This window comes from Micromonospora maris AB-18-032, assembly GCF_000204155.1.
Lineage (GTDB): Bacteria > Actinomycetota > Actinomycetes > Mycobacteriales > Micromonosporaceae > Micromonospora > Micromonospora gifhornensis.
Map to the genome: position 1 here is coordinate 1,288,162 of NC_015434.1, position 23,658 is coordinate 1,311,819.

The following is a 23,658-nucleotide window of genomic DNA, read 5'->3' on the forward strand; positions in this document are numbered from 1 at the left end:
GCAGCATCGGTGCACGTGACCGACGGAACCGACGGCCCCGCCGCACGGACAACAGCCAGCCGTCCCCGCACGGGTCGCTGGCTGGCAGGCGGGGCCGTGGTCGTCGTCGCCACGCTCCTCGGCCTCACCCTGGCGCTGCGCTCCGGTGCCGCACCCGCCTGCGCCGCGCCGATCCCCTCGCAGCACGCCGCCGCGCCGCTGGCCCCGGCTGCTTTGCTGGCTCCGCCGGCTGCCGGCACCGTCGGCAAGGGCAAAGCGACCTTCTACGACTCGACGGGTACGGACGGCAACTGCTCCTATCCGACCGCCCCCGCCGCCCGGCTCTACGTCGCGCTCGGCCCCGACGAGTACGCCGACGGTGCGGCCTGCGGCGGATATCTCGACGTCACCGGGCCCAAGGGCACCGTACGGGTCATGGTCGCCGACCAGTGCCCGGAGTGCGCACCCGGACACCTCGACCTGTCCAGGGAGGCGTTCACCCGGATCGCCGACCCGGTGCGCGGCGTCGTCGACGTCAGCTACCGCCTGGTCGTCGACCCGCCGCTGACCGGCCCGCTCACCTTCCGAATCAAGGAGGGCGCGTCGCAGTGGTGGTTCGCGGTCCTGGTCGCCGGGCACGGCAATCCGCTGCGTGCCGTCGAGGTACGCCACGGCAGTTCGGGCAACTGGCGGGCGGCCAGCCGGCAGAGCTACAACTACTGGCTGATCGATTCCGGGGCCGGCCCCGGCCCGTTCCAGATCCGGGTCACCGACACCCGGGGCCACCGGGTCACCGCCGCCGGCATCCGGATGACCCCCGGCCAGGTCCAGCGCAGCACGGTCCGGATGTACGGCGGCACCTCGGGCGGGTCCACCCCCGCGCCCACTGCGAGCGCGGCCCCCAGGACGCCCTCGTCCAGCCCGAAGCCGACCGCCCGCGCGTCGGCACGCCCGAGTCCGTCCCCGTCCACTCTGGCCCCGGTTGACGTGTCTGCCTCACCGGCGGTGATCGGTGCTCCGGACGGGGAGGCGGTGGCGCTGGCGTCGTCGTCGCCCGACGCAGGACCCCGAGGTTGCGCCTGACCGCCCCCGTATCCGCGGCGACGCCCGTCTGGATCTGCGGTCGACTGCCCGAAGCTGCGGCGGCGTGCCCGTTTGTGGTCAGGACCGGCCTGGCGGGTTGCCCAGGTCAGAAGGTCGGGCCTGAGGTGGTCTGCTTGGCGGAGTCCTCGCTCAGTCCGAGCCACATCAGGATCTCGTCCCGGTCGTCGCCGGGGGCGACCCGGATCGCGCCGGGCCACCGGCCCACCTCGCGGTAGCCGAGTCGCCGGTAGAACCGGTCCAGCCCCAGCCCGTCGCGCACCGTCACGTGCAGTGCCGTCAGCCCGAGGTCCCGCCCGACCTGCGCGGCCTTACGCATCAGCGCGTCGCCGACGCCGCGTCCCTGGGTGTCCGGGTGGACCATCACCCGGGTGAGGACCCGCAGGTGCTGCTTCAGGTGGAACCGTGGGTCGGTGAAGATCGCCATGGCGACCAGTCGGTCGTCGTCGTAACCGAGCAGCAGTCGGTCCGGGCCGTCGGCGATGCCCGCGAGGGTCGGGTCGGCGATCGTCCGCACCTTGTCGGCGGTGACCGGTGCCACGAAGCCGACCGCGCCGCCCGCGTTTGTGACATCCACCCAGAGCGCGACGATGTCGGCGCGCAGATGCGGGGTGAGTTCGGGGTCGAGGACGAAACGCAGGGTCACCCGCACATCCTCGCCAAGTCGCCGGCCCGACGCCCGTGATCGTGATGCGCCCGACAGGGCAGAGGGTGTTGGTGCGGGAGGGGGGATTCGAACCCCCACGTCCTTTCGGACAATAGGACCTAAACCTACCGCGGCTGCCGTTACGCCACTCCCGCCGGCACTGGAGAGTCTAGGGCGTCGCACCGGCCCGCTGTCGAGGCCTCCGAGGGTGTGATCGACACCGTTGCGGCGAAGTGGCAGTGTCCCGGTCGGGCCGATACCACCACTGCGCCGTAACGGTGTCGATCACGCCAGCTCAGTCCAGACCGAGGTCGCGGCGCAGCTTGGCGACGTGGCCGGTGGCCTTGACGTTGTACAGCGCCCGCTCGATCTTGCCGTCCTCGTCGATCACGAACGTGGAGCGGATCACGCCGGTGACGGTACGGCCGTACGACTGCTTCTCGCCGTACGCCCCGTAGGCGGTCAGCACCGTCTTGTCGGTGTCGGCGACCAGCGGGAAGGAGATCGCGTCGCGCTCGCGGAACTTGGCGAGCTTCTCCGGCTTGTCCGGCGAGATGCCGATCACCTCGTAGCCGGCGGCCTGCAGCGAGGCGAGCGAGTCACGGAAGTCGCAGGCCTGCTTGGTGCAGCCGGGGGTCATCGCCGCCGGGTAGGCGTACAGGATGACTTTGCGGCCGCGCAGGTCGGCCAGGGTGACCTGGTCGCCGGTGTCGGTGGGGAGGGTGAACTCGGGCGCCGGGTCACCGGGGGAGAGGCGAGCGGGTGCGGTCATGGCCCGACCATACCGCCGGCCCGAGCCGACCCCGCCGACCGCCGGGCCGACCAGGCCGAGGGCACAGTCCGGCCGAGGCTCAACCGGGCCGACCGCAGGCTCCGGTGGACGCACGCCATTCCACCGGAATTAACACAACTGTGTTTTTGCAAGCTATTGGCAACAAGCTCGGGTGGGAAATAGGCTCGGTCTGCCGGCGAGCGCGGGCCCGCCGTCCCGTGGGAGGTCACGTGGAAAACCTGGCCATGCACATCTCGAACGGCATCATCAACGGTCCTGTCGCCGCGCTCTTCGCGGTGATCGCCCTGGTCGCGATGGCGGTCGCCGTCCACCGTGGACGGCAGGACCTGGACGACCGGCTGGCCCCGATGGCCGGCCTGGTCGCCGCCTTCATCTTCGCCGTGCAGATGCTCAATTTCCCGATCTTCACCGCCGGGGTCAGCGGCCACCTGCTCGGTGGCGCGCTCGCCGCCATGCTTGTCGGCCCCTGGGTCGGCGCGCTCTGCATCGCCGTGGTGCTGGTGGTGCAGGCCCTCGTGTTCGGCGACGGCGGGGTGGCCATGCTCGGGCTCAGCATCACCAACATGGGGGTGATCGCGGTCGCGGTGGCGTACCTGCTGATCGCGCTGCTGCTGCGGGTGCTGCCGCGTACCCCTGCCGGGTTGGCCGTCACCGCCTTCGTCGCCGCGCTGATCAGCGTGGTGGTCGCGGCGATGGGCTTCGTCCTTCAGTACTGGCTCGGCGGCACCGCCGACCTCGGCGGCAACCTGGCCGGGCTGGCCGGGACGATGGCCGTGTCCCACCTGTTCATCGGCATCGGCGAGGGCCTGATCACCGCCACCACGGTGGTCACCGTGGCGAAGGTCCGACCCGATCTGGTGTACGCGCTGCGCGCCGCCCGTAAGCCGGTCGGACCGGCGTCCGTCCCCGCCGTCGGAGGTGTCCGGTGAAGCGTTTCTGGGGTTTCCTCGCAGGCGGGCTGCTGGTGGCCCTGCTGCTGGCCGGCGTGGTCAGCAACTTCGCCTCGCCGCACCCGGACGGGCTGGACTCCTCGCTGCGCGAGGGCTGCACCGTCGACGCCGACGGTGAGATCACTGGCGGCAGTTGCCCGGCCCAACAGGAGAAGGAGCACGAGATCGGTGGGCCGCTTGCCGACTACGGCATCGCCGGCATCGACAACGAGCTCCTCTCCACCGGGCTGTCCGGCGTACTGGGCGTCCTGCTGACCTTCGCACTGGCCGGCGGCGCGTTCTGGCTGGTCCGCCGGCGCGGCACCGACCCGACCCCGCAACCGGTCGGCCCGACTCAGGAACCGCTCGACGCGGGCACACCCGCGTCGAGCCAGGGGTAGCGCCGGTGGGAGCCGGGCACGCCCACGTGCTCTACCGGGACGCCGACTCGCCGGTGCACCGGCTGCCACCGGAGGTGAAGATCGCGGCGATGGTGGCGTTCACCGTCGCCGTGGTCGCCACCCCCCGGGCGGCGTTCTGGGCCTTCGGCGCGTACGCCCTGCTGGTCGCGGTGGTGGCGGCGCTGGCCCGGGTGAGCCCTCGATGGCTGCTCACCCGGTCGGCGATCGAGGTGCCGTTCGTGCTGTTCGCGTTCGCGTTGCCGGTCATCGGCGCGGGCGAACGGATCGACGTGCTCGGCCTCAACCTCTCCACCGAGGGCCTCTACGGCGCGTGGAACATCCTCGCCAAGGGCACGCTCGGCGTCTGGGCGTCGCTGCTGCTGGCCGCGACCACCACCACCCGTGACCTGATCGTCGGGCTGGACCGGCTGCGCTGCCCGCAGATCATCACCCAGATCGCCACCTTCATGCTGCGCTACCTCGACGTGCTGGTCGGCGAGGCCCGCCGGATGCGGGTCGCGCGGATCTCCCGGGGCGACGACCCGCGCTTCCTGTGGCAGCTGCGCGGCTTCGCCGCCGGCATCGGCGCGCTGTTCCTGCGTGCCTTCGAACGCGGGGAACGGGTCTACCTGGCCATGCTGTCGCGCGGCTACACCGGGCGGATGCCAGCGGTGTGGCAGGGCGCCGGGGCGGCCACCACCGGGCAGTGGCTGGTCGCGGCGACCGTGCCGCTGCTGGCCGGCACCGTCGCCGCCACCGCCGCCGTACTGACATGATTCACGGTGTGGCATCGACCGCACCCAGCCTCGACGTCCGAGGCGTCCGGTACGCCTATCCGGACGGGCACGTCGCCCTGCACGGCGTGGACCTGACGGTGGCCCGGGGCGAGCGGGTGGCTCTGCTCGGGCCCAACGGTGCCGGCAAGACCACCCTGGTGCTGCACCTCAACGGCATCCTGAGCGCCACCGAGGGCAGCGTCAGCGTCGGTGGGCTGCCGGTGACAGGCGACCGGGCGCGGCTGGCCGAGATCCGGCGGCGGGTCGGCATCGTCTTCCAGGACCCCGACGACCAGCTCTTCCTGCCCACCGTCGCCGAGGACGTGGCGTTCGGGCCGGCCAACCTGGGGCTGCGCGGGGCGGAACTGGCCGCCCGGGTGGACGAGGCGCTGGCCGCGGTGGGCATGTCCGAGCATCGTGACCGGGCCCCGCACCATCTGTCCTTCGGCCAGCGCCGCCGGGTGGCGGTGGCCACCGTGCTGGCGATGCACCCGGAGATCCTGGTGCTCGACGAGCCGTCGTCGAACCTCGACCCGGCGGCCCGGCGGGAACTCGCCACCATCCTGCGCGCTCTGCCGGTGACCCTGTTGATGGTCACCCATGACCTGCCGTACGCGTTCGAACTCTGCGACCGGTCGGTGATCCTCGACGGCGGCCGGATCGTGGCCGACGGGCCCACCGCCGACCTGTTGGGCGACACCGACCTGCTCGCCCGGCACCGCCTCGAACTGCCGTACCCGTTCAGTCCCGCTCGGAACTGACCGTCGCCACGGCCACCGGGACCGACCTGGTGGCCGCGCGGCCGGCGGCGTGCAGCCGCAGGACTGCGGCGGCCAGCGCCCCCGCCCCGGCCCCGACGGCCAGGACTACAAGCACCCGGGCGAGCGTCGGTGGCCAGGGCACCGGCACGACGGACCGGGCGAGCAGGGCCGCGTTCGTCACCCCGGCGAACAACGCCAGGCAGGCCCCGGCCAACGCCAGCGGAAAGTCGGCACCGGTCCGACGGCGCACCGCCCACCCGCCGGCGGCGAGCGCGCCGAGCCCGGACAGCAGCGTCCACACCGGCCCGGTCAGCAACCCGAGCAGCATCGCGCCGACCCCGGTCGCCCCGGCGTCCAGCGTCCGGCCGACCGCGAGCAGCACGGCCGCCACTCCGCCGACGGCCAGCAGACCGCCGAGGCCGGCCAGCGCTCGCCGGCCCGGAGCCGAAGCCGCCGGCAGCAGGCCGAGCGCACCCGCCGCGAGCGCGCCGACGACCGCCACCACCCACCACGGGTACGCGTCCGGCGGCGGTACCCAGTGCAGGCTGCCCCGGATCTCCGCCGGCCCGTCCGGGTCACGCAGCGGCACCACCCAGTCGCGTACCCGGTGCTCCCGGTCGGGTGCGGCGCGGACCTGGGCGGGCGGTCCGGCCTCCCGCCACAGTGCCCGCTGGTCGTGCCAGCGGGCGGTCGAACCCGACTCGACCCGACGCCACTGCGGTGCGGCCGCCGGATCCACCTCCGGCGGCAGGACGGTCTCCCCGGCGATGGTGCGGTTCAGGTACGTGGCGGGGGAGCGGAGGTTCTCGTACACCCCGTCCGGTCCCACCCGCAGGTACGGCTCACCCGAGTAGCCGATCACCTCCACCGGCTGGTCACCGGTGTTTGTCAGCTCCAGCCGGGCACCCGCCTCGATCACCCGTACCGAAAGGTGCGGGCGGTCCGGGGCCACGGCGCCGATCTCGACCCGGTAGTCGGTCCCGTTCGGGGCGTCGGCGCCGTGCGCCACCGCCGGAGCGGCGGTGGCGATCAGCGTGGTGACCAGGCCGGCGAGCAGCAGCCCGGCCCGGGTCAGCAGGGCACGGCTCACCGCCCGGCCGCCTCCACCGCGGCGGTGATGTTCTCCGGCGTCCACTCCCGCACCTGCTCACCGTTGACCAGGACGGTCGGGGTGCCGGTGACGTTGGCCCTGGTCGCCTCCTCGCTGACGTGCGAGGTCCACGGCTTGTACTTGCCGTCGCGCACGCAGCTGCCGAAGCTGTCGCGGTTCAACCCGACCTCGGCCCCGATGTCGATCAACTCGTTGTCGCTGAGCTGCGCGCCGTTCTCCGGCGGCTGCTTGTCGAACAGCGCCTTGCTGAACTCGGTGAACTTGCCGCCCTCGGCGGCACAACCGGACGCGGCCGACGCGCGGGTCGAGTACTGGGTGCTGGAGAAGCGGTTCAGGTAGGCCACCGGGTGGTACACCACCCGGGCCTTGCCGTCGCTGACCAGCTGCTCGATGGTCGCGCCACTGGTCTGCTCGAACTGCTTGCAGGCCGGGCAGAGGTAGTCCTCGTACACGTCGATGGTCACCGGTCCGCTGCCGACCACGATGCCGGTGCCGTCCTCGGTCGCCCCCGGCGGCGCGACGAAGGTTCCGGAACTCTGACTGGACCAGACGCTCCAGCCGATCAGGCCGGCGACCACCAGCACCGCGACCGCCCCGATCGAGACCCACAGCGTCCGCTTGCGCCGCCGTTCCCGGGCCAACTGCTCCCGGACCACGCGGGCCGCGTCCTTGCGCCCCTTGCGACTACTCATCCTCGTCCTCCACCGGTTCGCCCGTCAGCGCGCCGTCCACCGAGACGGCCGTGCGGGGCCAGATCAGCAGGAACCCGGCCAATGCCAGGAAACCCAGATCCCGGAGGATCTCCGGGAGATAGCTCGGGGTCTGCCCGGGCGGCAGCGCGCCGCCGGTGCCGAAGCAGCCACAGTCGATCGCCAGCCCGCGCGACCAGGCCGAGATGATGCCCGCGATGAAGACCACCAGCAGCGCCGCGGAGACCCCGGCGACCAGTCGGGTGGCCAGCCCGAGCAGCAGCAGTACGCCGAGCGCCAGCTCGACGAAGGGCAGCACCGCCCCGACCACCACCGACACGTCGTACGGCAGCACCTGGTAGGCGTGCACCGCCCGGCCGGAGGCGGCCAGGTCACCGACCTTCGTCGCGCCCGCGTACAGCCAGACGGCGGCCAGCCCGAGGCGGACGACCAGCCCGAGCCAGGGCAGCAGCTTCCTGTTCACCCGGCCAACGCCTCACCGACGGCGTTCACCAGTTCGCTGCGCGCGCGGGCGACCCGGGACCGGATCGTGCCCACCGGCACCCCCTCCACGGCGGCGGCCTCCGCGTACGACAGACCCAGCAGCTGGGTGAGCACGAATGCGCCCCGCCGTTCGGTCGGCAGCCGCCGGACCAGGTCGGCCGCACCGAACTGCCCGGCCGGGTCGGGGTGCGGCACATCGGTGTACGCGTCGGCGGTGAGCCGCTGGGCCAGCCGGCGTCGGCGGACCACCGTGCGCAGGTGGTCGGCGCAGGTCCGTCGGGCGATGCCGAGCAGCCAGGTACGGGCCGTGGAACGTCCCTCGAAGGCCGGCAGGGCGCGGAACGCCCGCAGGTACGTCTCCTGGGTCAGATCGTCGGCGCTGTCCGGATCGACCAGGGCCGCCGCGAAGCGCCACACCTCGGCCTGAGTGGCGCGGACGAAGTCGGCCTGGGCGGCCGGATCGCCGTCGCGTGCCGCCAGCGCGGCGACGGTGGCGAGGTCGGCCGTCTCCGGGCACTCCTGGGCGCGGCGGTCGGCCGCGTCGGAGTCGGCAGCGGCGCTGTCGCGTGGGGCGGGGATCACGACAACCCAGGTTACGCGGCAGCGCGTTGAGCAGCAGGGTCCTTCGGCCCTTCCCATGCAATGCGCCACGCCGGGAACTTTTTTCCCTCAGCGTCCGACTACCCGAGCATGACTCCCGGCCCTGAATCGGCGAGCATGGCCAGCATGACTGCCGCCCCTCGCCGCCGATTCGCCCGGCTGACCGCCGCCGCCGGTCTGCTGGTGACCGTCGTGGCCCTGCTGCTTGCTCCGGCGAGCCCGGCCGCGGCGCACGCCGTGCTCTCCAGTAGCAGCCCCGCCGCCTCGTCCGTGGTGCCGAACGCGCCGACCGAGGTGGTGCTCACCTTCAGTGAGCCGGTCCGCAAGGTGCCGGACAAGATCCGAGTGATCGCGCCGGACGGATCTCGGGTCGACCGGGGTGAGCCCACCTTCGCCGACAGTGTGGTGAGCATCCCCGTCGACAACTCCGCCGGCAACGGTACCTACCTGGTCACCTACCGGGTCATCTCCGCCGACAGCCACCCGGTCTCCGGGGCGTTCACCTTCTCCGTCGGCGCGCCGTCCGAGCCGCCGGTGGACGCCGGCAACGACAGTCGGGCCGACCCGGTGGTCAGCAACGCGGTCAAGGTCAGCAAGTTCGTCGGGTACGCCGGACTGCTCCTGCTGGTCGGCGCGACGCTTGTGCTCGCCCTGCTCTGGCCGCGTCGGCTGCCCCGGACCGCGCCGGCCCGGCTGGCCTGGATCGGCCTCGGGCTGGTCGCCCTGGCCACCGTCGCGACGACCCTGTTGCAGGTGCCCTACACCAACGGTGGCGGCCCGTTCGACATCACCGGTGCCGGCCTGGGCCTGGTGCTCGGCAGCACGTTCGGTGCCGCCCACCTGGTCCGGTTGGGTCTGCTGGCCGCTGCGGCGGTCCTGCTCCGGCCGCTGTTCGCCGGCTCGGTGGGCCGTACCGACCTGATCATCCTCGGGGTGCTCGGCGGGGCGGCACTGCTCACCTGGCCGCTGGCCGGCCACCCGGCCGCCTCGCCCGCCCCGGCGGTGTCGGTGCTCGTCGACGCCGTGCACCTGGGCAGCATGGCCGTCTGGCTGGGCGGCCTGGTGATGCTCGTGGTGTTCCTGCTGCCCCGGGCCGACGAACGGGAGTTGGGCGCGATCCTGCCGATCTGGTCCCGGTGGGCCGCCCTGGCGGTGTCGGCGCTGCTGCTCGCCGGCATCGTCCAGGCCCTGATCGAGGTGGCCACCCCGACAGCCCTGGTGAACACCACGTACGGCCGGCTGGTGCTGGCCAAGGTCGGGCTGTTCGCACTGGTGATCGCGGTCGCCGCGTACTCACGGCACCTGGTCCGCAAGCGGATCGCGGCCAGCCGCCCGGCACCGATGCGCCGGGCGGTCTGGGTCGAGTTGGCCGTCACCGCGGTCGTGCTCGCGGTGACCTCGGTGCTGGTGCAGACCCCACCGGCCCGTACCGCCGGCGCCGACGTGGCCGGTGCCGAGAGCGGCTACTTCACCACCACCGTGCAGAGCAGCCTCTACTCGATGCAGATCGAGATGGCACCCGCCCAGCGGGGCAACAACTCGGTGCACTTCTACGCCTACACGCTGGACAACCAGCCGCTGCCGATCAAGGAGTGGAAGGCCACCGTCGCACTGCCGTCGGCCGGTATCGAGGCGATCGACGTACCGCTGCTGCCGCTGACCGACAACCACGCCACCGGCGAGATCAACCTGCCGTCGGCAGGCGAGTGGGAACTGCGGGTGACCGCTCGTACCACCGAGATCGACCAGGCCACGGTGACCGCCACCGTGTCCATCCGATAGAGAGGGTTCCATCGATGATCCGTCACCGGCGTACCGTGGGTGCCATCGTCGCCCTGACGCTCGGCACCGTCGCCACGGCCGTGTTCGGTTTCGCGGCGCCCGCGTCGGCGCACGTGTCGATCAGCCCGAGCGAGGCGAAACAGGGCGGTTACGGCCGCTTCGCGTTCCGGGTGCCGAACGAGAGTGACGAGGCCTCGACCACCAAGCTGGAGATCTTCCTGCCGGAGAACGCCCCGGTCGGCTCGGTGTCGACCATGCCGGTACCGGGCTGGACCGTCGCGGTGGAGAAGCGCCGGGTCGACCCGCCGGTGCAGGTGCACGGCGCCGAGATCTCCGAGGTGATCTCCAAGATCATCTGGACGGCTGAGGGCGCTGCGGCGGCCATCGCCCCGGGCACCTTCCAGGAGTTCCCGGTCTCCATGGGCCCGCTGCCCGACGTGGATCAGATGGTCTTCAAGGCGCTGCAGACCTACTCCGACGGCGGCGTGGTGCGCTGGATCGACGAGCCGCAGCCCGGTGGCGAGGAGCCGGCCACCCCGGCGCCGGTGCTCACCCTCACCGCCGCGACCTCCACGGCGGAGCCGACCGACGCGCCCACCGCATCGCCCGGCGCACCCGCCCAGGCGGCCGAGGACGACGAGGACGGCAACGGGCTCGCGGTCGGTCTCGGCGTCGCCGGGCTGGTGGCCGGGCTCGCCGGGCTGGTGCTGGGCGGCCTGGCATTCGCGCGTACCCGACGGGCCGGCGGTCCCGGCCAGGGCGGCGAGGCGACGGCGGCCTCCTGACCCCCACCCCGCCCACCACGAGACCCGCCGGCATCCTCCGGCGGGTCTCGCCGTCTCCGCCGCCCTCTTCGTTCCTGCTGTCGTCGCCGTCCCGCCGTCTCCTGCGGTCCTGCGGTCTCCGCTGGCTCTGTGGCTGGTGGTCCGACAGGTCTTCTCCGCGTGCCTGCCCGATATCCACTGACCAGCCGTTCGTCGTAGGTAAGGTCGGCCGGGTAGTTGACTACGGAGAGGGATGTGGCGGATGCGTTTCGTGTGGACGCTGGCCGGAATGTTGCTGCTGGCCGTCGGCATCACCGCGCTGGTCGGTGCCGCCGCGCTCGGCCTGCTGACCGGTCACGCCGACCCGGGCGGCACCTACGCGGCTCGCTTCGAGACCGTGCAGACCACCGGGCATGCGGTGGTGGTGACCGACCTCGACGAGCTGGTACGCCAGGAGGTGCCGCTCGCCGGCGTCGGTGAGGCCCGGATGCGACTGGACGCCCGCACCCATGACGGCCCGGCCTTCGTCGGCCTGGCCCCCGCCGACGAGGTACGACGCTGGCTGGCCGGCGCGCCGTACGCCGTCGTCGAGCGGATGGCGCTGGCCCGGGGCCCGCTGCCGGTCCGCCTGACACCGGTCACCCCGTCCGCCGACGAGCGTCCGACCGTACCGGCCGGACCCGGTGCGCAGACCTTCTGGACCCGCGCCGGCAACGGAACCCTGGAATGGACCCCCGACGAACTGGCCGGGCAGCGCCTCAGCCTGGTGTTGATGCGCACCGACGGTCGCGCCGACCTGACCCTGGAACTGCGAGCCGAGCTGCGACCCGGCTGGCTGGCCCCGGCCACCTGGGGCTCGCTGACCGCCGGCATGCTGCTGGTGATCGTCGCCGCGCTGCTCCTGCTACGCCCGGTACGCCCCCGCGAGGTGATCATCGTGGTAGAGCCGGACCAGGTACCGATCCTCGCCGGCCGCCTCGGAATCAGCTCGCTCAGCGGCCTCGGCACCCCGCCCCCGAACCGTTTCGCCGAGCGGCAACTCGTCGCGGTGGGCAGCACCCTGCCCGCCACCCGAGCAATAGCCCCCGTACCCCGCCCCCAGACCCTCGCCGACCTCCCCGCCCCCCACCACCCCCTACGCCCACCAGCCCCACCCCACTAACACCTTCCCCGGGCATGCCCCGCCCCGCTCGACTCCCGCCCCAGCCTCCCGCCCCAGCCCTCGCAGCACCCCCTCGCCCCCGCGATCTTGCACTTTCCGTCGGGGCGAACGCGACATAAGCCGCGCCTCGGCGACTGAAAGTGCAAGATCGACGGGGTGAGACGAGCGGGGCTCTCTGTCCGGGCAGGGCTGGTCGAGCGGGGTTGGGATCGGGCGGGAGCGGGGTGAGTGGGGCGGGGGTAGGTAGGTGGGGGGTGGGGGTAGGTAGGTGGGGGGTGGGGGTAGGTAGGTGGGGGGTGGGGTGGGTGAGGGTGGGTTATCGGGGGATGGGGGTTTTGGGGTGGGTGGTGGGGTGGGGGGATTTTGTGGGCTTGGTGCCGGTGCGGGTGCGGATGGGGAGGACGGCGAGGAGGAGCAGGCACAGCAGCACGTACGCGTTGCGTCCGACGAATTCCCAGGGGGTGTCGGTCGGTGTCGGGGCGATTCCCCAGTCGTAGAAGGAGACCACCCCGTACACGATGATGGCGCTGGTGCCGACGGCGACGGCGGCCAGTCGACGACGACGGCGTGCTCCCTCAGCGGTGCGTGGGTCGGTGCTCAGGGTCGCGTCGATCAGGATCACCACCGCCGGAATGAACCAGTAGATGTGGTGGGTCCAGGTGATCGGGCTGATCAACGCCGCCACCAGGCCGGTCAGGGTCAGGCCGGTGAGCGCGTCACCGGCCTGCGAGGCGCGTACGGCGCGCCACAGTCCGTACCCGACGATCGCCGCGACCAGCGGCAGCCAGATCAGGCGGCTCGGATCTTCCGGGGCGGAGAGTCGGCTCAGCAGCCCGAACAGTGACTGGTTGCCGGTGTAGTCGGTGCGGCCGACGCGGTCGGTGGCCCACAATTCGTGCGTCCAGAAGCGCCACGAGTCTCCGGGCGCGACCGCGGCGGCGAGCAGGGTCGCTCCGGCGGCGGTCGCGGCTGCCACGGCCGCGGCCCGCCACCGCCGGGTCGCCAGCAGGTAGACCACGAAGATGCCGGGGAACAGCTTGAGCGCCGCCGCCAACCCGATGCCCACGCCGGCCCACCGGCTGTCCCGGGGTACGGCGAACAACAGGTCGGCCAGGATCAGCACCACCAGCAGCATGTTGATCTGGCCGAAGGTGATGGTCTCCCGGGTGCTCTCCACCCCCAGGACGAACAGCGCCCCCACCGCCAGGGTGAACAGGTACGGCAGCCGGTGTCGGCGGATCACCGGGTCGAGCAGCCATTTCGTGGTGACCAGTACGCCCAACAGGGTCAACCCGGTGAAGATCGCCACCGTGACCCCGAGTGTGAGGTGGCCGAAGGGCAGCAGCAGGAGGGCGGCGAACGGGGGATAGGTGAAGTACAACTCGCCCTGCACCCGATCGGGCTGCACGTAGTCGTAGAGCGGGTTGCCTGCGGACCACCAGTCCATCGCCGACATGTAGATCTTCAGATCGAAGAAGTTGTGCACCCTGCCGGGCAGGTAGAGAGCCGGTAGTGCCGCTGCGACAACCAACACGCTGAGTATCCGGCGGTCCCGGCGGGCACCAGGGTCCGCTACATCGACGGTGCGGGGTGTGGCGGGATCGGCGGGCACGGGAAAACCCTAGCGGTCGCTCGGCCCGGCGGCGTGCAGCCACGAGGCTTGGGCTGCGCGTAGGCTGTCCCGGTGGCTGATCTTCTTGTCTGGATCGACTGTGAGATGACCGGGCTGGACCTCGGCAGCGACAAGCTGATCGAAGTCGCCGCGTTGGTCACCGATCCTGATCTCAACGTGCTCGGTGACGGCGTGGACGTGGTGATCCATGCGGACGACGCGGCGCTGGACGCCATGCCGGAGATCGTCCGGACGATGCACGGCAAGTCCGGGCTCACCGAGGAGGTACGCCGCTCCACGGTCACCCTGGCCGAGGCCGAGGACATGGTGCTCGACTACGTCAGCCGGCACGTCAAGGATCCCCGTACCGCCCCGTTGTGCGGCAACTCCATTGCCACCGACCGGGGGTTCATCGCCCGGGACATGCCCCGCCTCGACGCCCACCTGCACTACCGCATGATCGACGTGTCCTCGATCAAGGAGCTGTGCCGGCGCTGGTATCCGCGGGTGTACTTCGGTCAGCCGCAGAAGGGCCTGGCGCACCGGGCCCTGGCCGACATCCGGGAGAGCATCCGGGAGTTGGAGTACTACCGGCGCACCATCTTCGTGCCGCTGCCCGGGCCGGACGTGGACACCGCCAAGGGCATCGCAGCCGGCCTCTGAACCACCCCGCAACCCGCTGGACGCGCTCGACAGTGGTGGGGGTATGATTTCTTCGCACCGCTCGGGCGCAGACCGGGCGTGGCGGCATGGTGGCTGTAGCTCAGTTGGCAGAGCACCGGGTTGTGGTCCCGGTTGTCGTGGGTTCAATTCCCATCAGTCACCCAGTCAGTGGATCAGATCCACTAGCTCAGGCCCCCTCTCGTAGGGGGCCTGAGCTTTTTGTGCCACCTCGCCGACCCGGTGCAGCACGTGCGGGCCGAGTGTCCAGGCCGAGCGGTGCTGCCGTACCAAGGTCAGACCATCTCGGCAGTGTGGTCCGCCCAGTCCTCCGCCTGTTCCAGTGCTAATGGTCTGACCACCTACCAATCATCGGCGATCTGGTCGGTCGTGATCCGCTGTTCGGTCGGCTGGTCTCAGGTGTTCGGTGTCCGCCGCATCAGCCGCCCGAATATCCGTCCTGACCTGCGGGAACTTTGGCGGTTGCGGATAACGAACGCGTCACGGAGTCTTACCTGACCTGAACTTCCTCGGTAGGTTGCAGCAAGGCATGAGGTCGGACCTCATTCCTCGTGCCTCTTAGCTGACGAGGTGAGTTGACGAGTGCAGGAACCCGCCCCCCGGTACGCCGGATACCAGTCCTTCGACTACTTGACGCCGCACGTGGACTACAAGGTCTTCGAGCTGGCTCCGCAGCTCGGCCGTGTGCCGGAGCACGATCTGGGTCTCAACGCCGAGCAGTACGCCCGGGTGGCCCGGCTGCTCCAGGAGCACATGGCCATCTCGCTGCACGAGCACCCGAAGATCCTGCCGGCCGACGTGTCTCAGCTGCGCGACTACAACCGCACCGGCCGCAACTCCTTCGGCTTCGAGGGCCTGGCCCGCTCCGGTCTGACCGCGGTGTTCGACAACTTCATGAACGGCACCGGCTGCGTGACAAGTGAGCACGCCTGGAAGTGGGACGACGTCATCTACGACATCGGTCTGCGCTTCGCCGACATCGCCAAGCAGGACCACGTGGTGGTGGCGACCACGTTGGAACAGATCTTCGAGGCCAAGCGCAACGGCCAGATCGCCCTGGTGGCGGGTCTGGAAGCGGCCACGATGATCGAGAACGAGCTGGACCGGATCGACATCCTCTACGGCTTCGGCGTACGCCAGATGGGCATCGCGTACAGCCAGGCGAACATGCTCGGATCCGGCCTCTCCGAGGACCGCGACGGCGGCCTGACCCACTTCGGGCGGCGCGCGGTGGATCGGATGAACAAGCTCGGTATCGCCATCGACATCTCGCACTCCGGCGACCAGACCTCGCTGGATGTGATCGAGGCCAGTCGGGTGCCGGTGTTCATCACCCACGCCGGTGCCCGTTCGGTCTGGAACACCCCTCGGATGAAGCCGGACGAGGTGATCCGGGCCTGCGCCGAGCGTGGTGGCGTGATCGGCATCGAGGCCGCTCCGCACACCACCCTCTCGGCGGGCCACCCACACCATTCGATCGAGTCGGTGATGGACCACTTCACGTACTGCGTGGAGTTGGTCGGCATCGACCACGTCGCGTTCGGCCCGGACACCAACTTCGGTGACCACGTCGGGCTGCACGACAGCTTTACCCAGCACCTGGCGATCGGTAAGGCCCACGGGGTGGTGGACCACCCGCGTGTTCCGTACGTGAGCGGCATGGAGAACCCGGCGGAGTGCTTCAGCAACATCGTCGGGTGGTTGGTCACGCACGGTTACTCCGACGACGAGATCGCCAAGGTCATCGGCGGCAACATCATCCGGGTTCTTCAGGAGGTTTGGTGAAAATGGCAGTGAAGGGTCGTTGGCGGCTCGCTGTCGCGCTCGGCGTGGTGGCCACGCTGGGTGTGTCTGGCTGCGGCCTGAACGAGGACAACAACTCGTCCTCCAGCAATTCGTCGTCGGACACGGTGCTGCGGATCGGCACCACCACCGACGTGAGCAACTTCAACCCGCTCCAGTCGCTCAGCAAGACCGACTCGTGGATTCTCAACGCGATGTACCCGCACCTGCTGCGGATCGACGAGAACGCGAAGAAGTCCCCGGAGCTGGCCAAGGAGTACCGCTACGAGGACGACGGCAAGACCGCCGTCTTCGTGCTGCGCGACGACTTCAAGTGGTCCGACGGCAAGCCGGTGGTCGCCGACGACGTGAAGTTCAGCGCCGAGAAGATCATGGAGTACAAGCTCGGCAACGTCGCCGCCAAGCTGACCTGGGTCGAGTCGATCGAGGCCCCGGACGCGACCACTGTCAAGTTCAAGCTCTCCCAGCCGTACGCGCCGTTCGCCGAGGGCGTCGGCTTCTGGATGGCGATCGTGCCGAAGCACATCTTCGAGCCGGCCGGCGACCTCTCCAAGTTCGCCAACGACTCGAACTGGGTCGGTGCCGGACCGTTCGTCCTGGACAGCGTGACCAAGGGCCAGCGCTACGTGATGAAGCGCAACGAGCACTACCCGCTCGCGCCGGGTGGCAAGGCCGCGGTCAGCCAGGTCGAGTACCGGGTCTACCCGGACGTGAACACGATGATGCTGGCGCTGCGCAACGGTGACATCGACCTGATGGGTACCCCGGTGCCGGTCTCGGCGGCGAAGACCTTCGAGGGCGACGACAAGATCAAGCTGCAGAAGGTCGGCGCGCTCGGCTTCGCCCACCTGACCTACAACATGAAGAACAAGTACCTCGCCGACCAGCAGGTCCGGCAGGCGCTGTCGATGGCGGTGGACACCAAGGCGATCATCTCCGCGGTGCTCCAGGGTGACGGCCAGCAGATGGCCGGGCCGATCTCGCCGATCTTCTCGGAGTACGACAACACCGAGCTCCAGCCGTACCCGTTCGACCCCGAGGGCGCGAAGGCCAAGCTCAGCGCGGCGGGTTACAAGGACGCCAACAACGACGGCTTCTTCGACGAGCTCTCCTTCGGCGTGGCCTGTGACCAGTCCAACGCCAACATCACCCGGGTGGTGCAGCTCTTCCGCGAGAGCGCGGCCAAGGCCGGCATCAAGCTGGAGAACGAGTGCGTCGAGCGCAACACCTTCCTCACCCGCACCAAGAACGGTGAGTACGACATCGACGCCTCGCAGTGGGGTGTGTTCGACAACCCGATGGACCAGCTGCGCAGCACCTACCTGTCCAGCAACCCGGGTGGCATCAACTACAACCTGCTCGAGTCGGCCGAGATGGACGCGCTGATCAACGACGCGGCCGGCACCACCGACGCCGAAGAGTTCAAGACCAAGATCAAGAACATTGACAAGGTCGTGCACGAGCAGGCGTACCTGACCCCGCTGTACGTGGAGAACTTCCAGTTCGCCTACAACGCCAGCAAGTTCACCGGCTTCGTCGCGTCGCCGTCGGACCTGCTCGGCATGGTCACCGCGTACTCGCTGGCCCAGGTCACTCCGGTCAAGTAACCCCCAACCAGAGGGAAAGGAGGGGTCCCCCGTGGTGCGTTTCGTGCTCAGCCGGGCATTGAAGGCCGTCCTGACCGTGTGGATCGCGATCACCTCGACGTTCTTCCTGCTCCGGCTGCTGCCGGGGGACCCCACGACCCTCATGGTCGAGGGCGACATGACGCCGGAGATGCAGGCGGCACTGCTCAAGACGTACGGCCTGGACCGTCCGTTGTGGGAGCAGTACGTGTCGTACCTGCGCGAGCTGGTCCAGGGCAACCTGGGCATCTCGTTCCGGCAGATCCAACCGGTCACCGACATCATCCTCGACCGTCTGCCCTGGACGTTGCTGCTGGCCGGCAGCGCGTTCGTACTGACCGTCGCGGTCGGCATCCCGATCGGCGTGACCGCCGCGGTCAACCGGGGCAAGTGGCTCGACCGGGCGCTGCAGGGCTTCGGCATCAGCGCCAACGCGCTCTTCGTGCCCAGCGTCGCGATCCTGCTGCTGGTCTTCTTCGGTGCCCAGCTCGGCTGGTTCCCGATCGGTGGGGCGATCGACCCGGACACCCGGGGACTGGGCGCCTACCTGAGCCTGGCCCACCACCTGGTGCTGCCGGTGCTCTCCCTGGTCCTGGTGCAACTCGGCCCGTACGCGCTGACGCTGCGGACCAACATGATCGAGGTCCTCGGTGAGGACTACATCCGGGCCGCCCAGGCCCGGGGCCTGTCGGCCCGCCGGCGGGTCTGGAAGCACGGTCTGCGCAACGCGATCCTGCCGGCACTGACCCTGATGGGCCTGCAACTGGGCACCCTGGTCGGCGGCGCGGTGCTGACCGAGACGGTCTTCGCCTATCCCGGGGTCGGCCGCCTGATCTACGAGGCGGTGGGTCAGCAGGACTACCCGGTGATCCAGGGGGCGTTCATCATGCTCGCTGTCACCGTCGTGTTCGCCAACGCCCTGACCGACATGCTCTACGCGGTCCTCAACCCCCGGATCCGCCTGTGAGCGCCGCAGCTGTGAGCGCGAGGAGTGCAGCGCAGCGGAGCCCCGCAGTCGCGAACGAAAGCGGACCCGTGCGCGTCCCCACCACCGTGAACGAAGGGAGGGTGCCGTGAGTGCCCCTGTGCTGACCGAGCCGGCACCGCCGTCGGCGCCGACGGCCTCCAAGCGGTCCTCCTTGCTGGGTTACCTGCGGCAGCCCACCGTGGCGCTGTCGGTGCTGGTGCTGCTGGTGATGGTGCTGATGGCGGTCTTCGCACCGTTGATCGCCGACGAGCCCAGCGGCGCCGGCCCGGATGTGTTGCAGTCGCCGTCGGGCGCGCACTGGTTCGGCACCGACGACCTCGGGCAGGACGTCTTCGCCCAGGTGGTCTGGGGCACCCGGACCAGTCTGGTGATCGGTCTGGCCGCCTCGCTGATCGCGATCGTGCTGGGCACCACGATCGGGCTGGCGGCGGCGTACTTCCGGCCGATCGACGCGGTCGCCACGGTGATCACCGATGTGATGCTGGCGCTGCCCACCCTGCCCCTGATGATCATGCTGGCCGCGGTGGTCAGCCCCAGCGTGGTGACCCTGACCCTGATCATCGGGTTCTTCGCCTGGCCCGAGGTGGCCCGGCTGATCCGCTCGCAGGGGCTGGTGATCAGCGCGATGCCCTACATCGACGGGGCCCGGGTGCTCGGCGCCACCGGCTGGCGGATCGTCACCCGCGAGATCCTGCCCGCCGTCGTCTCGCTGATGATCGTCAGCGTGCTGCTCACCGCCTCCCGGGCGGTGATCTCCGAGGCCGGCCTGAGCTTCCTCGGCCTCGGCGACCCGGACGCCTGGTCCTGGGGGCGGATCCTGCTCAACGCCCAGCGCAGCGGCACGATCGCGATCGCCTGGTGGCAGACCCTCTTCCCGTCCCTGGCGATCCTGCTGCTGGTGCTCGCCGCGACCCTCGCCGGAATGCGGTTCAACGACTCCCGTGACCCCCGCCGCAACGGAGGCTGACAAGTGCGACTTCCCGACAGCTTCTACACAAGCGTCCGTACCCGACTCAGCGAGGCGCTCGACGAGCGTGGCCTGGACGGCTACCTGGCCACCTCGCCGCCGGAGGTCGCCTTCCTCAGCGGCTTCTTCTACATCGCCACCGAACGACCGGTCTACCTGTGGATGCCCCGGGAGGGTGAGCCACTGCTGGTCATTCCCCGCCTCGACGAGGAGTACGCCGCGCAGCAGGGCGTCACCATGCCGATGGTCAGCTACTTCGAGTACCCGGGTGTGGTCAGCGCCGAGGAGACCCTGGCCGCCGCGCTGTCACGGCCAGGTGGGGCGGGACGCCGCATCGGCGTGAGCGCCGGGGTGTCGGTGGCCGCGTTCCGGGCGTTGTCCGGGGCCATCGGCGGTGCGGAACTGGTCACCACCGACGCGGTGGCGAAGCTGCGGCTGTGCAAGTTCCCCGAGGAGATCCCGTTCCACGAGGCCGCCGCCCGGATCTGCGACGAGATGCTCGCCGCCGGGCGCGGGCTGATCGAGGAGGCGCTGGCCTCCGGTGGCCCGCTGCCCCGCGAGGACGAGATCGCCCGGCACGTGATCGGTTACGGCACCGATCAGATGTACGCCCACTACGACCTGGTCGTCTACACCACCAAGCTGGCCGGGGGACTCGTCTACGCCGGGCCGAACTCGGCGCTGCCGCACGGCCTGCCGACCCGTCGGCGGGTACGACCGGGCGACACCCTGATCCTCTCCCTCGGCGCGGCGGTGGCCAGCCGTTTCGTGGAGAGCGAACGGACATTCATCATCGGCGAGCCCACCGCCGAACAGGTGCGCTACTACGAGGCCGACCGGCAGGCGCAGGAGGTCGGCACCCAGGCGATGATCGCCGGCCGGACCTGCGCCGAGGTCAACAAGACCTGCCTGGACGTGCTGCGGGACCAGGGGCTGGGGGACTACATCCGGCACCGGCAGGGGCACGGCATCGGGCTGCAGAACCACGAGGCGCCGTGGGTCGAGGACGGCGATCACACCGTGCTCGCCCCCGGGATGCTGCTCTCCAGCGAGCCCGGTGTCTACGTGCCCGGGCACGCGGGTTACCGCATCTCCGACACGGTCCTGGTGCAGCAGGACGGTCCGCGCCGGCTCACCGGCTACCCGCGCGACCTGGCGTCCAACATCATCGAGGGGGTCCGGTGAAAATCAACGGAGCGGAACTGGTCGTCGAGGCGTTCGGCCCCGAGGACGGCCCGGCGATGATCGTGCACCACGGCGCGCCGGGGCTGGGCTCGCGCAGCGAACCGAAGCGGTCCTTCGGCCCCTTCTCCGACCGGTTGCGGGTCATCGTCTTCGACGCGCGGGGCTCCGGCGAGTCCAGTGACGACGAGCCGTTCACCCACGAACAGTGGGTGGCCGACGTGGACGCGATCCGGGAGCACTTCGGCTACGAGAAGATCGTCATGGCCGGCGGCTCGTACGGCGGTTTCATCGCCATGGAGTACGCCATCGCGCACCCCGACCGGGTCTCCGCGCTGGTGCTGCGGGACACCGCAGCGGACACCGCGCACGACCACCTGGCGGTCGAGCGGGCCCGCAACACCGACCGTTCGGTGATCCCGGAGTGGGTCATCGACCGGATCGGCACCGGCCGGTTCGAGAGCAACGAGCAGCTGCGCGAGTACTGGCGGGCCATCCTGCCGCTCTACGACCACCAGCACGATCCGGCCAAGGACGAGGCGCGGCTGGCCGCCACCCGATTCCACTACCGGACCCACAACGCCGCCTTCGGGCAGAACATGCCCCGGTACGACCTCAAGCCGAAACTGCCCTCGATCACCTGCCCGACCCTGGTCACCGTGGGCCGGCACGACTGGCGTACGCCGGTGGAGGCCTCGCAGGTGATCGCCGACCTGGTGCCCCACGGTGAGCTGGTGGTCTTCGAGAACTCCGGCCACTCCCCGCAGTTGGAGGAGCCCGAGCTGTTCCAGCAGGTGGTGCGGGACTTCCTGCACCGAGCCGGAGTGCTGCGATGAGCCTGTTGGAGATCGACGACCTGCGGGTCGCGTTTCCCAGCCCGAACGGGCCGGTCAACGCGGTAAACGGGGTGTCGCTCGAAGTCGACTCCGGACGGACCCTGGCCATCCTCGGCGAATCCGGCTCCGGCAAGAGCGTCACCGCCCAGGCGGTGATGGGCATCCTCGACGTACCGCCCGCCACGGTCAGCGGATCGGTCCGGTTGCAGGGCCGGGAGCTGCTCAACCTGCCCCGCAAGCAGCGGGAGCGGATCAGCGGCGAGGAGATCGGCATGGTGTTCCAGGACGCCATGGCCGCCCTCAACCCGGTCTTCACCATCGGCCACCAGATCATGGAGGTGCTGCGGGTACGCCGGGGCATGTCCCGCGCCGACGCCCGCCGCCGGGCCATCGAACTTGTCGACCGGGTACGCATCCCGGCGGCCAGGGACCGGCTGCGCGACTACCCGCACCAGTTCTCCGGTGGCATGCGCCAACGCATCATGATCGCGCTGGCCATCTCCCTGGAACCGGACCTGCTGATCGCCGACGAACCCACCACCGCCCTGGACGTGACCGTGCAGGCCCAGGTGATGGAGCTGCTGGCGGAGATCCAGCGGGACAGCGGCATGGGTCTGCTGCTGATCACCCACGACCTGGGCGTGGTGGCCGAGGTCGCCGACGAGGTGGCGGTGATGTACGCCGGCCGGATCGTCGAGCGCGGCACGGTCGAGCAGATCTTCGCCGGGCCGGCGCACCCGTACACCGAAGGGTTGCTCGCCTCGATGCCCCGGGTGGACCGGCGCGACGAGCAGCTCTACGCGATTCCCGGCGCCCCGCCGAACCCTGCCCGGCTGCCCACCGGATGCCCGTTCCACCTGCGCTGCCCCCGGGCCACCGACGAATGCCTGGTGACCCTGCCGCCGCTGCACGCGCTGCCGGCCGACCGGGCCAGCGCCTGCCACCACCACGAGGAGGTGCTCGGTGCCACCCAGCGATGACGTGGTGCTACGGGTCGAGAACCTGGTCAAGCACTTCCCCGTCAAGGGACGCATCCCGTTCGTCTCCGGCGGGGTCGTCAAGGCCGTCGACGGGGTCTCCTTCGACCTGCGCCGCGGCGAGACCCTCGGCGTGGTGGGGGAGTCCGGCTGCGGCAAGAGCACCCTGGCGCGGATGCTCGTCGGGTTGGAACAGCCCACCTCCGGCGCGGTGCGCTTCGGCAAGTCGGTGGTGCACCAGGCCAAGGGGCGGGAGCTGCGGGCGCTGCGCCGGCGGATCCAGATCGTGCTCCAGGACCCGTACACCTCGCTGAACCCGCGCCGGACGATCCGGGAGATCCTGCTCCAGCCCTTCGAGATCCACCCGGACGTGCTGGACCGTCGACGCCGGGTCGAGCGGATCAAGGAACTGCTGGACCTGGTCGGCCTCGACGCCAGCCTGCACCTGGACCGCTACCCGCACCAGTTCTCCGGCGGGCAGCGGCAACGCATCGGCATCGCCCGGGCGCTGGCGTTGAACCCCGACGTGATCGTCTGCGACGAGCCGGTCTCCGCACTTGACGTCTCCGTCCAGGCCCAGGTGGTCAACCTGCTGGAACGCCTGCAGGACGAGCTGGGCGTGGCGTACGTCTTCATCGCCCACGACCTGTCGGTGGTGCGGCACATCTCCGACCGGGTCGCCGTGATGTACCTCGGCAAGCTGGTGGAGACCGGTCCGGAGATCGACCTGTACGAGTCGCCCAAGCACCCGTACACCAGCGCGCTGCTCTCCGCGGTGCCGGTGCCCGACCCGGCCGGCCGCCGACAACGGCAGCGGATCCTGCTGGCCGGTGACCCGCCCAGCCCGGTCAACCCGCCGTCGGGATGCCGGTTCCGGACCCGCTGCTGGCAGGCCACCGACACCTGCGCCACGACCGAACCCCCGCTGGCCGCCGGTGCACATCCGGTCGCCTGCCACTATCCGCTGGCCGCGTGACGGCCGGCTACCC

General features: G+C 70.5%; 24 protein-coding genes and 2 tRNA genes. 18 read left to right on the forward strand and 8 right to left on the reverse strand.

The features are described from left to right. Window positions 1-15 precede the first annotated feature (15 nt). On the forward strand, window positions 16-1,062 hold the full coding sequence (locus VAB18032_RS05920; protein WP_043719799.1) for an expansin EXLX1 family cellulose-binding protein: 1,047 nt from the start codon (window positions 16-18) through the stop codon (window positions 1,060-1,062). 106 nt (window positions 1,063-1,168) lie between these two features. On the opposite strand, the gene VAB18032_RS05925 is transcribed toward VAB18032_RS05920, so the two are convergent. The 3 genes from VAB18032_RS05925 to bcp all read right to left on the reverse strand — a co-directional run bounded on the left by VAB18032_RS05925 (window position 1,169) and on the right by bcp (window position 2,498). Continuing rightward, a complete protein-coding gene (locus VAB18032_RS05925) occupies window positions 1,169-1,726 on the reverse strand; it encodes a GNAT family N-acetyltransferase (RefSeq protein WP_013731887.1) in 558 nt (185 codons plus the stop codon). A gap of 69 nt (window positions 1,727-1,795) precedes the next feature. Beyond that, a tRNA-Leu gene (locus VAB18032_RS05930) sits at window positions 1,796-1,881 on the reverse strand. A 140-nt stretch (window positions 1,882-2,021) separates the two neighbouring features. Further along, window positions 2,022-2,498, reverse strand: a complete 477-nt coding sequence (bcp, locus tag VAB18032_RS05935) for a thioredoxin-dependent thiol peroxidase (RefSeq protein ID WP_013731888.1) — start codon at window positions 2,496-2,498, stop codon at window positions 2,022-2,024. Window positions 2,499-2,728: 230 nt separating this feature from the next. On the opposite strand from bcp, the gene VAB18032_RS05940 reads away from it, so the two are divergent. Genes VAB18032_RS05940 through VAB18032_RS05955 form a run of 4 tightly spaced genes read left to right on the forward strand, consistent with a single transcriptional unit; the run spans window position 2,729 to window position 5,386 of the window. Next, window positions 2,729-3,448 (forward strand): energy-coupling factor ABC transporter permease, encoded by a 720-nt coding sequence (locus VAB18032_RS05940; RefSeq protein ID WP_013731889.1) that lies wholly within the window; start codon window positions 2,729-2,731, stop codon window positions 3,446-3,448. Then, window positions 3,445-3,849: a PDGLE domain-containing protein gene (locus tag VAB18032_RS05945; protein ID WP_013731890.1), complete on the forward strand. Its 405-nt coding sequence runs from the start codon at window positions 3,445-3,447 to the stop codon at window positions 3,847-3,849. The genes VAB18032_RS05940 and VAB18032_RS05945 overlap by 4 nt, the downstream gene beginning before the upstream one ends. 5 nt (window positions 3,850-3,854) lie before the next feature. Beyond that, the gene (cbiQ, locus tag VAB18032_RS05950) at window positions 3,855-4,625 is read left to right on the forward strand and encodes a cobalt ECF transporter T component CbiQ (RefSeq protein WP_013731891.1); all 771 of its coding nucleotides are present in this window, start codon (window positions 3,855-3,857) and stop codon (window positions 4,623-4,625) included. Further along, window positions 4,622-5,386 (forward strand): energy-coupling factor ABC transporter ATP-binding protein, encoded by a 765-nt coding sequence (locus VAB18032_RS05955; RefSeq protein ID WP_043719801.1) that lies wholly within the window; start codon window positions 4,622-4,624, stop codon window positions 5,384-5,386. The genes cbiQ and VAB18032_RS05955 overlap by 4 nt, the downstream gene beginning before the upstream one ends. On the opposite strand, the gene VAB18032_RS05960 is transcribed toward VAB18032_RS05955, so the two are convergent. The 4 genes from VAB18032_RS05960 to VAB18032_RS05975 are packed head-to-tail and all read right to left on the reverse strand — an operon-like array spanning window position 5,367 to window position 8,272. Then, complete coding sequence (locus tag VAB18032_RS05960; RefSeq protein WP_043723132.1) at window positions 5,367-6,476, reverse strand: hypothetical protein; 1,110 nt, start codon at window positions 6,474-6,476, stop codon at window positions 5,367-5,369. The two genes, VAB18032_RS05955 and VAB18032_RS05960, sit on opposite strands and share 20 nt — an antisense overlap. Next, entirely contained in the window at window positions 6,473-7,189 is a 717-nt protein-coding gene (locus tag VAB18032_RS05965; protein ID WP_013731894.1) for a DsbA family protein, read from the reverse strand. Before VAB18032_RS05965 ends, VAB18032_RS05960 begins: the two co-directional genes overlap by 4 nt. Beyond that, on the reverse strand, window positions 7,182-7,670 hold the full coding sequence (locus VAB18032_RS05970; RefSeq protein ID WP_013731895.1) for a MauE/DoxX family redox-associated membrane protein: 489 nt from the start codon (window positions 7,668-7,670) through the stop codon (window positions 7,182-7,184). Before VAB18032_RS05970 ends, VAB18032_RS05965 begins: the two co-directional genes overlap by 8 nt. After that, on the reverse strand, window positions 7,667-8,272 hold the full coding sequence (locus VAB18032_RS05975) for a sigma-70 family RNA polymerase sigma factor (RefSeq protein ID WP_013731896.1): 606 nt from the start codon (window positions 8,270-8,272) through the stop codon (window positions 7,667-7,669). The genes VAB18032_RS05970 and VAB18032_RS05975 overlap by 4 nt, the downstream gene beginning before the upstream one ends. Before the next feature lie 135 nt (window positions 8,273-8,407). On the opposite strand from VAB18032_RS05975, the gene VAB18032_RS05980 reads away from it, so the two are divergent. The 3 genes from VAB18032_RS05980 (at window position 8,408) to VAB18032_RS33450 (ending at window position 11,998) form a co-directional block, all read left to right on the forward strand. Further along, window positions 8,408-10,072 (forward strand): copper resistance CopC/CopD family protein, encoded by a 1,665-nt coding sequence (locus VAB18032_RS05980; RefSeq protein ID WP_043719802.1) that lies wholly within the window; start codon window positions 8,408-8,410, stop codon window positions 10,070-10,072. A gap of 14 nt (window positions 10,073-10,086) precedes the next feature. Continuing rightward, the gene (locus tag VAB18032_RS05985; protein ID WP_013731898.1) at window positions 10,087-10,857 is read left to right on the forward strand and encodes a YcnI family copper-binding membrane protein; all 771 of its coding nucleotides are present in this window, start codon (window positions 10,087-10,089) and stop codon (window positions 10,855-10,857) included. 241 nt (window positions 10,858-11,098) lie between these two features. Continuing rightward, window positions 11,099-11,998, forward strand: coding sequence for a hypothetical protein (locus VAB18032_RS33450; protein WP_013731899.1), 900 nt, complete (start codon window positions 11,099-11,101; stop codon window positions 11,996-11,998). A 316-nt stretch (window positions 11,999-12,314) separates the two neighbouring features. Here VAB18032_RS33450 and VAB18032_RS05995 read toward each other — a convergent pair whose 3' ends face one another. Then, window positions 12,315-13,610, reverse strand: coding sequence for a glycosyltransferase family 87 protein (locus tag VAB18032_RS05995; RefSeq protein WP_043719803.1), 1,296 nt, complete (start codon window positions 13,608-13,610; stop codon window positions 12,315-12,317). Window positions 13,611-13,682: 72 nt separating this feature from the next. On the opposite strand from VAB18032_RS05995, the gene orn reads away from it, so the two are divergent. The 10 genes from orn (at window position 13,683) to VAB18032_RS06045 (ending at window position 23,645) form a co-directional block, all read left to right on the forward strand. Then, entirely contained in the window at window positions 13,683-14,273 is a 591-nt protein-coding gene (orn, locus tag VAB18032_RS06000; protein WP_081476034.1) for an oligoribonuclease, read from the forward strand. Window positions 14,274-14,362: 89 nt separating this feature from the next. Beyond that, window positions 14,363-14,435, forward strand: a tRNA-His gene (locus VAB18032_RS06005). 438 nt (window positions 14,436-14,873) lie between these two features. Beyond that, entirely contained in the window at window positions 14,874-16,076 is a 1,203-nt protein-coding gene (locus tag VAB18032_RS06010; RefSeq protein WP_013731902.1) for a dipeptidase, read from the forward strand. Window positions 16,077-16,078: 2 nt separating this feature from the next. After that, window positions 16,079-17,701: an ABC transporter substrate-binding protein gene (locus VAB18032_RS06015; RefSeq protein WP_148272365.1), complete on the forward strand. Its 1,623-nt coding sequence runs from the start codon at window positions 16,079-16,081 to the stop codon at window positions 17,699-17,701. Window positions 17,702-17,732: 31 nt separating this feature from the next. Further along, window positions 17,733-18,686, forward strand: coding sequence for an ABC transporter permease (locus VAB18032_RS06020; RefSeq protein ID WP_013731904.1), 954 nt, complete (start codon window positions 17,733-17,735; stop codon window positions 18,684-18,686). Window positions 18,687-18,792: 106 nt separating this feature from the next. Further along, window positions 18,793-19,674, forward strand: coding sequence for an ABC transporter permease (locus tag VAB18032_RS06025; protein ID WP_126711591.1), 882 nt, complete (start codon window positions 18,793-18,795; stop codon window positions 19,672-19,674). A 3-nt stretch (window positions 19,675-19,677) separates the two neighbouring features. Next, window positions 19,678-20,859, forward strand: coding sequence for a M24 family metallopeptidase (locus VAB18032_RS06030; protein WP_013731906.1), 1,182 nt, complete (start codon window positions 19,678-19,680; stop codon window positions 20,857-20,859). Beyond that, the gene (locus VAB18032_RS06035) at window positions 20,856-21,692 is read left to right on the forward strand and encodes an alpha/beta fold hydrolase (RefSeq protein ID WP_013731907.1); all 837 of its coding nucleotides are present in this window, start codon (window positions 20,856-20,858) and stop codon (window positions 21,690-21,692) included. The genes VAB18032_RS06030 and VAB18032_RS06035 overlap by 4 nt, the downstream gene beginning before the upstream one ends. Then, the gene (locus VAB18032_RS06040; protein WP_013731908.1) at window positions 21,689-22,672 is read left to right on the forward strand and encodes an ABC transporter ATP-binding protein; all 984 of its coding nucleotides are present in this window, start codon (window positions 21,689-21,691) and stop codon (window positions 22,670-22,672) included. The genes VAB18032_RS06035 and VAB18032_RS06040 overlap by 4 nt, the downstream gene beginning before the upstream one ends. Continuing rightward, window positions 22,656-23,645: an ABC transporter ATP-binding protein gene (locus VAB18032_RS06045; protein ID WP_013731909.1), complete on the forward strand. Its 990-nt coding sequence runs from the start codon at window positions 22,656-22,658 to the stop codon at window positions 23,643-23,645. Before VAB18032_RS06040 ends, VAB18032_RS06045 begins: the two co-directional genes overlap by 17 nt. Window positions 23,646-23,658: the final 13 nt, after the last annotated feature.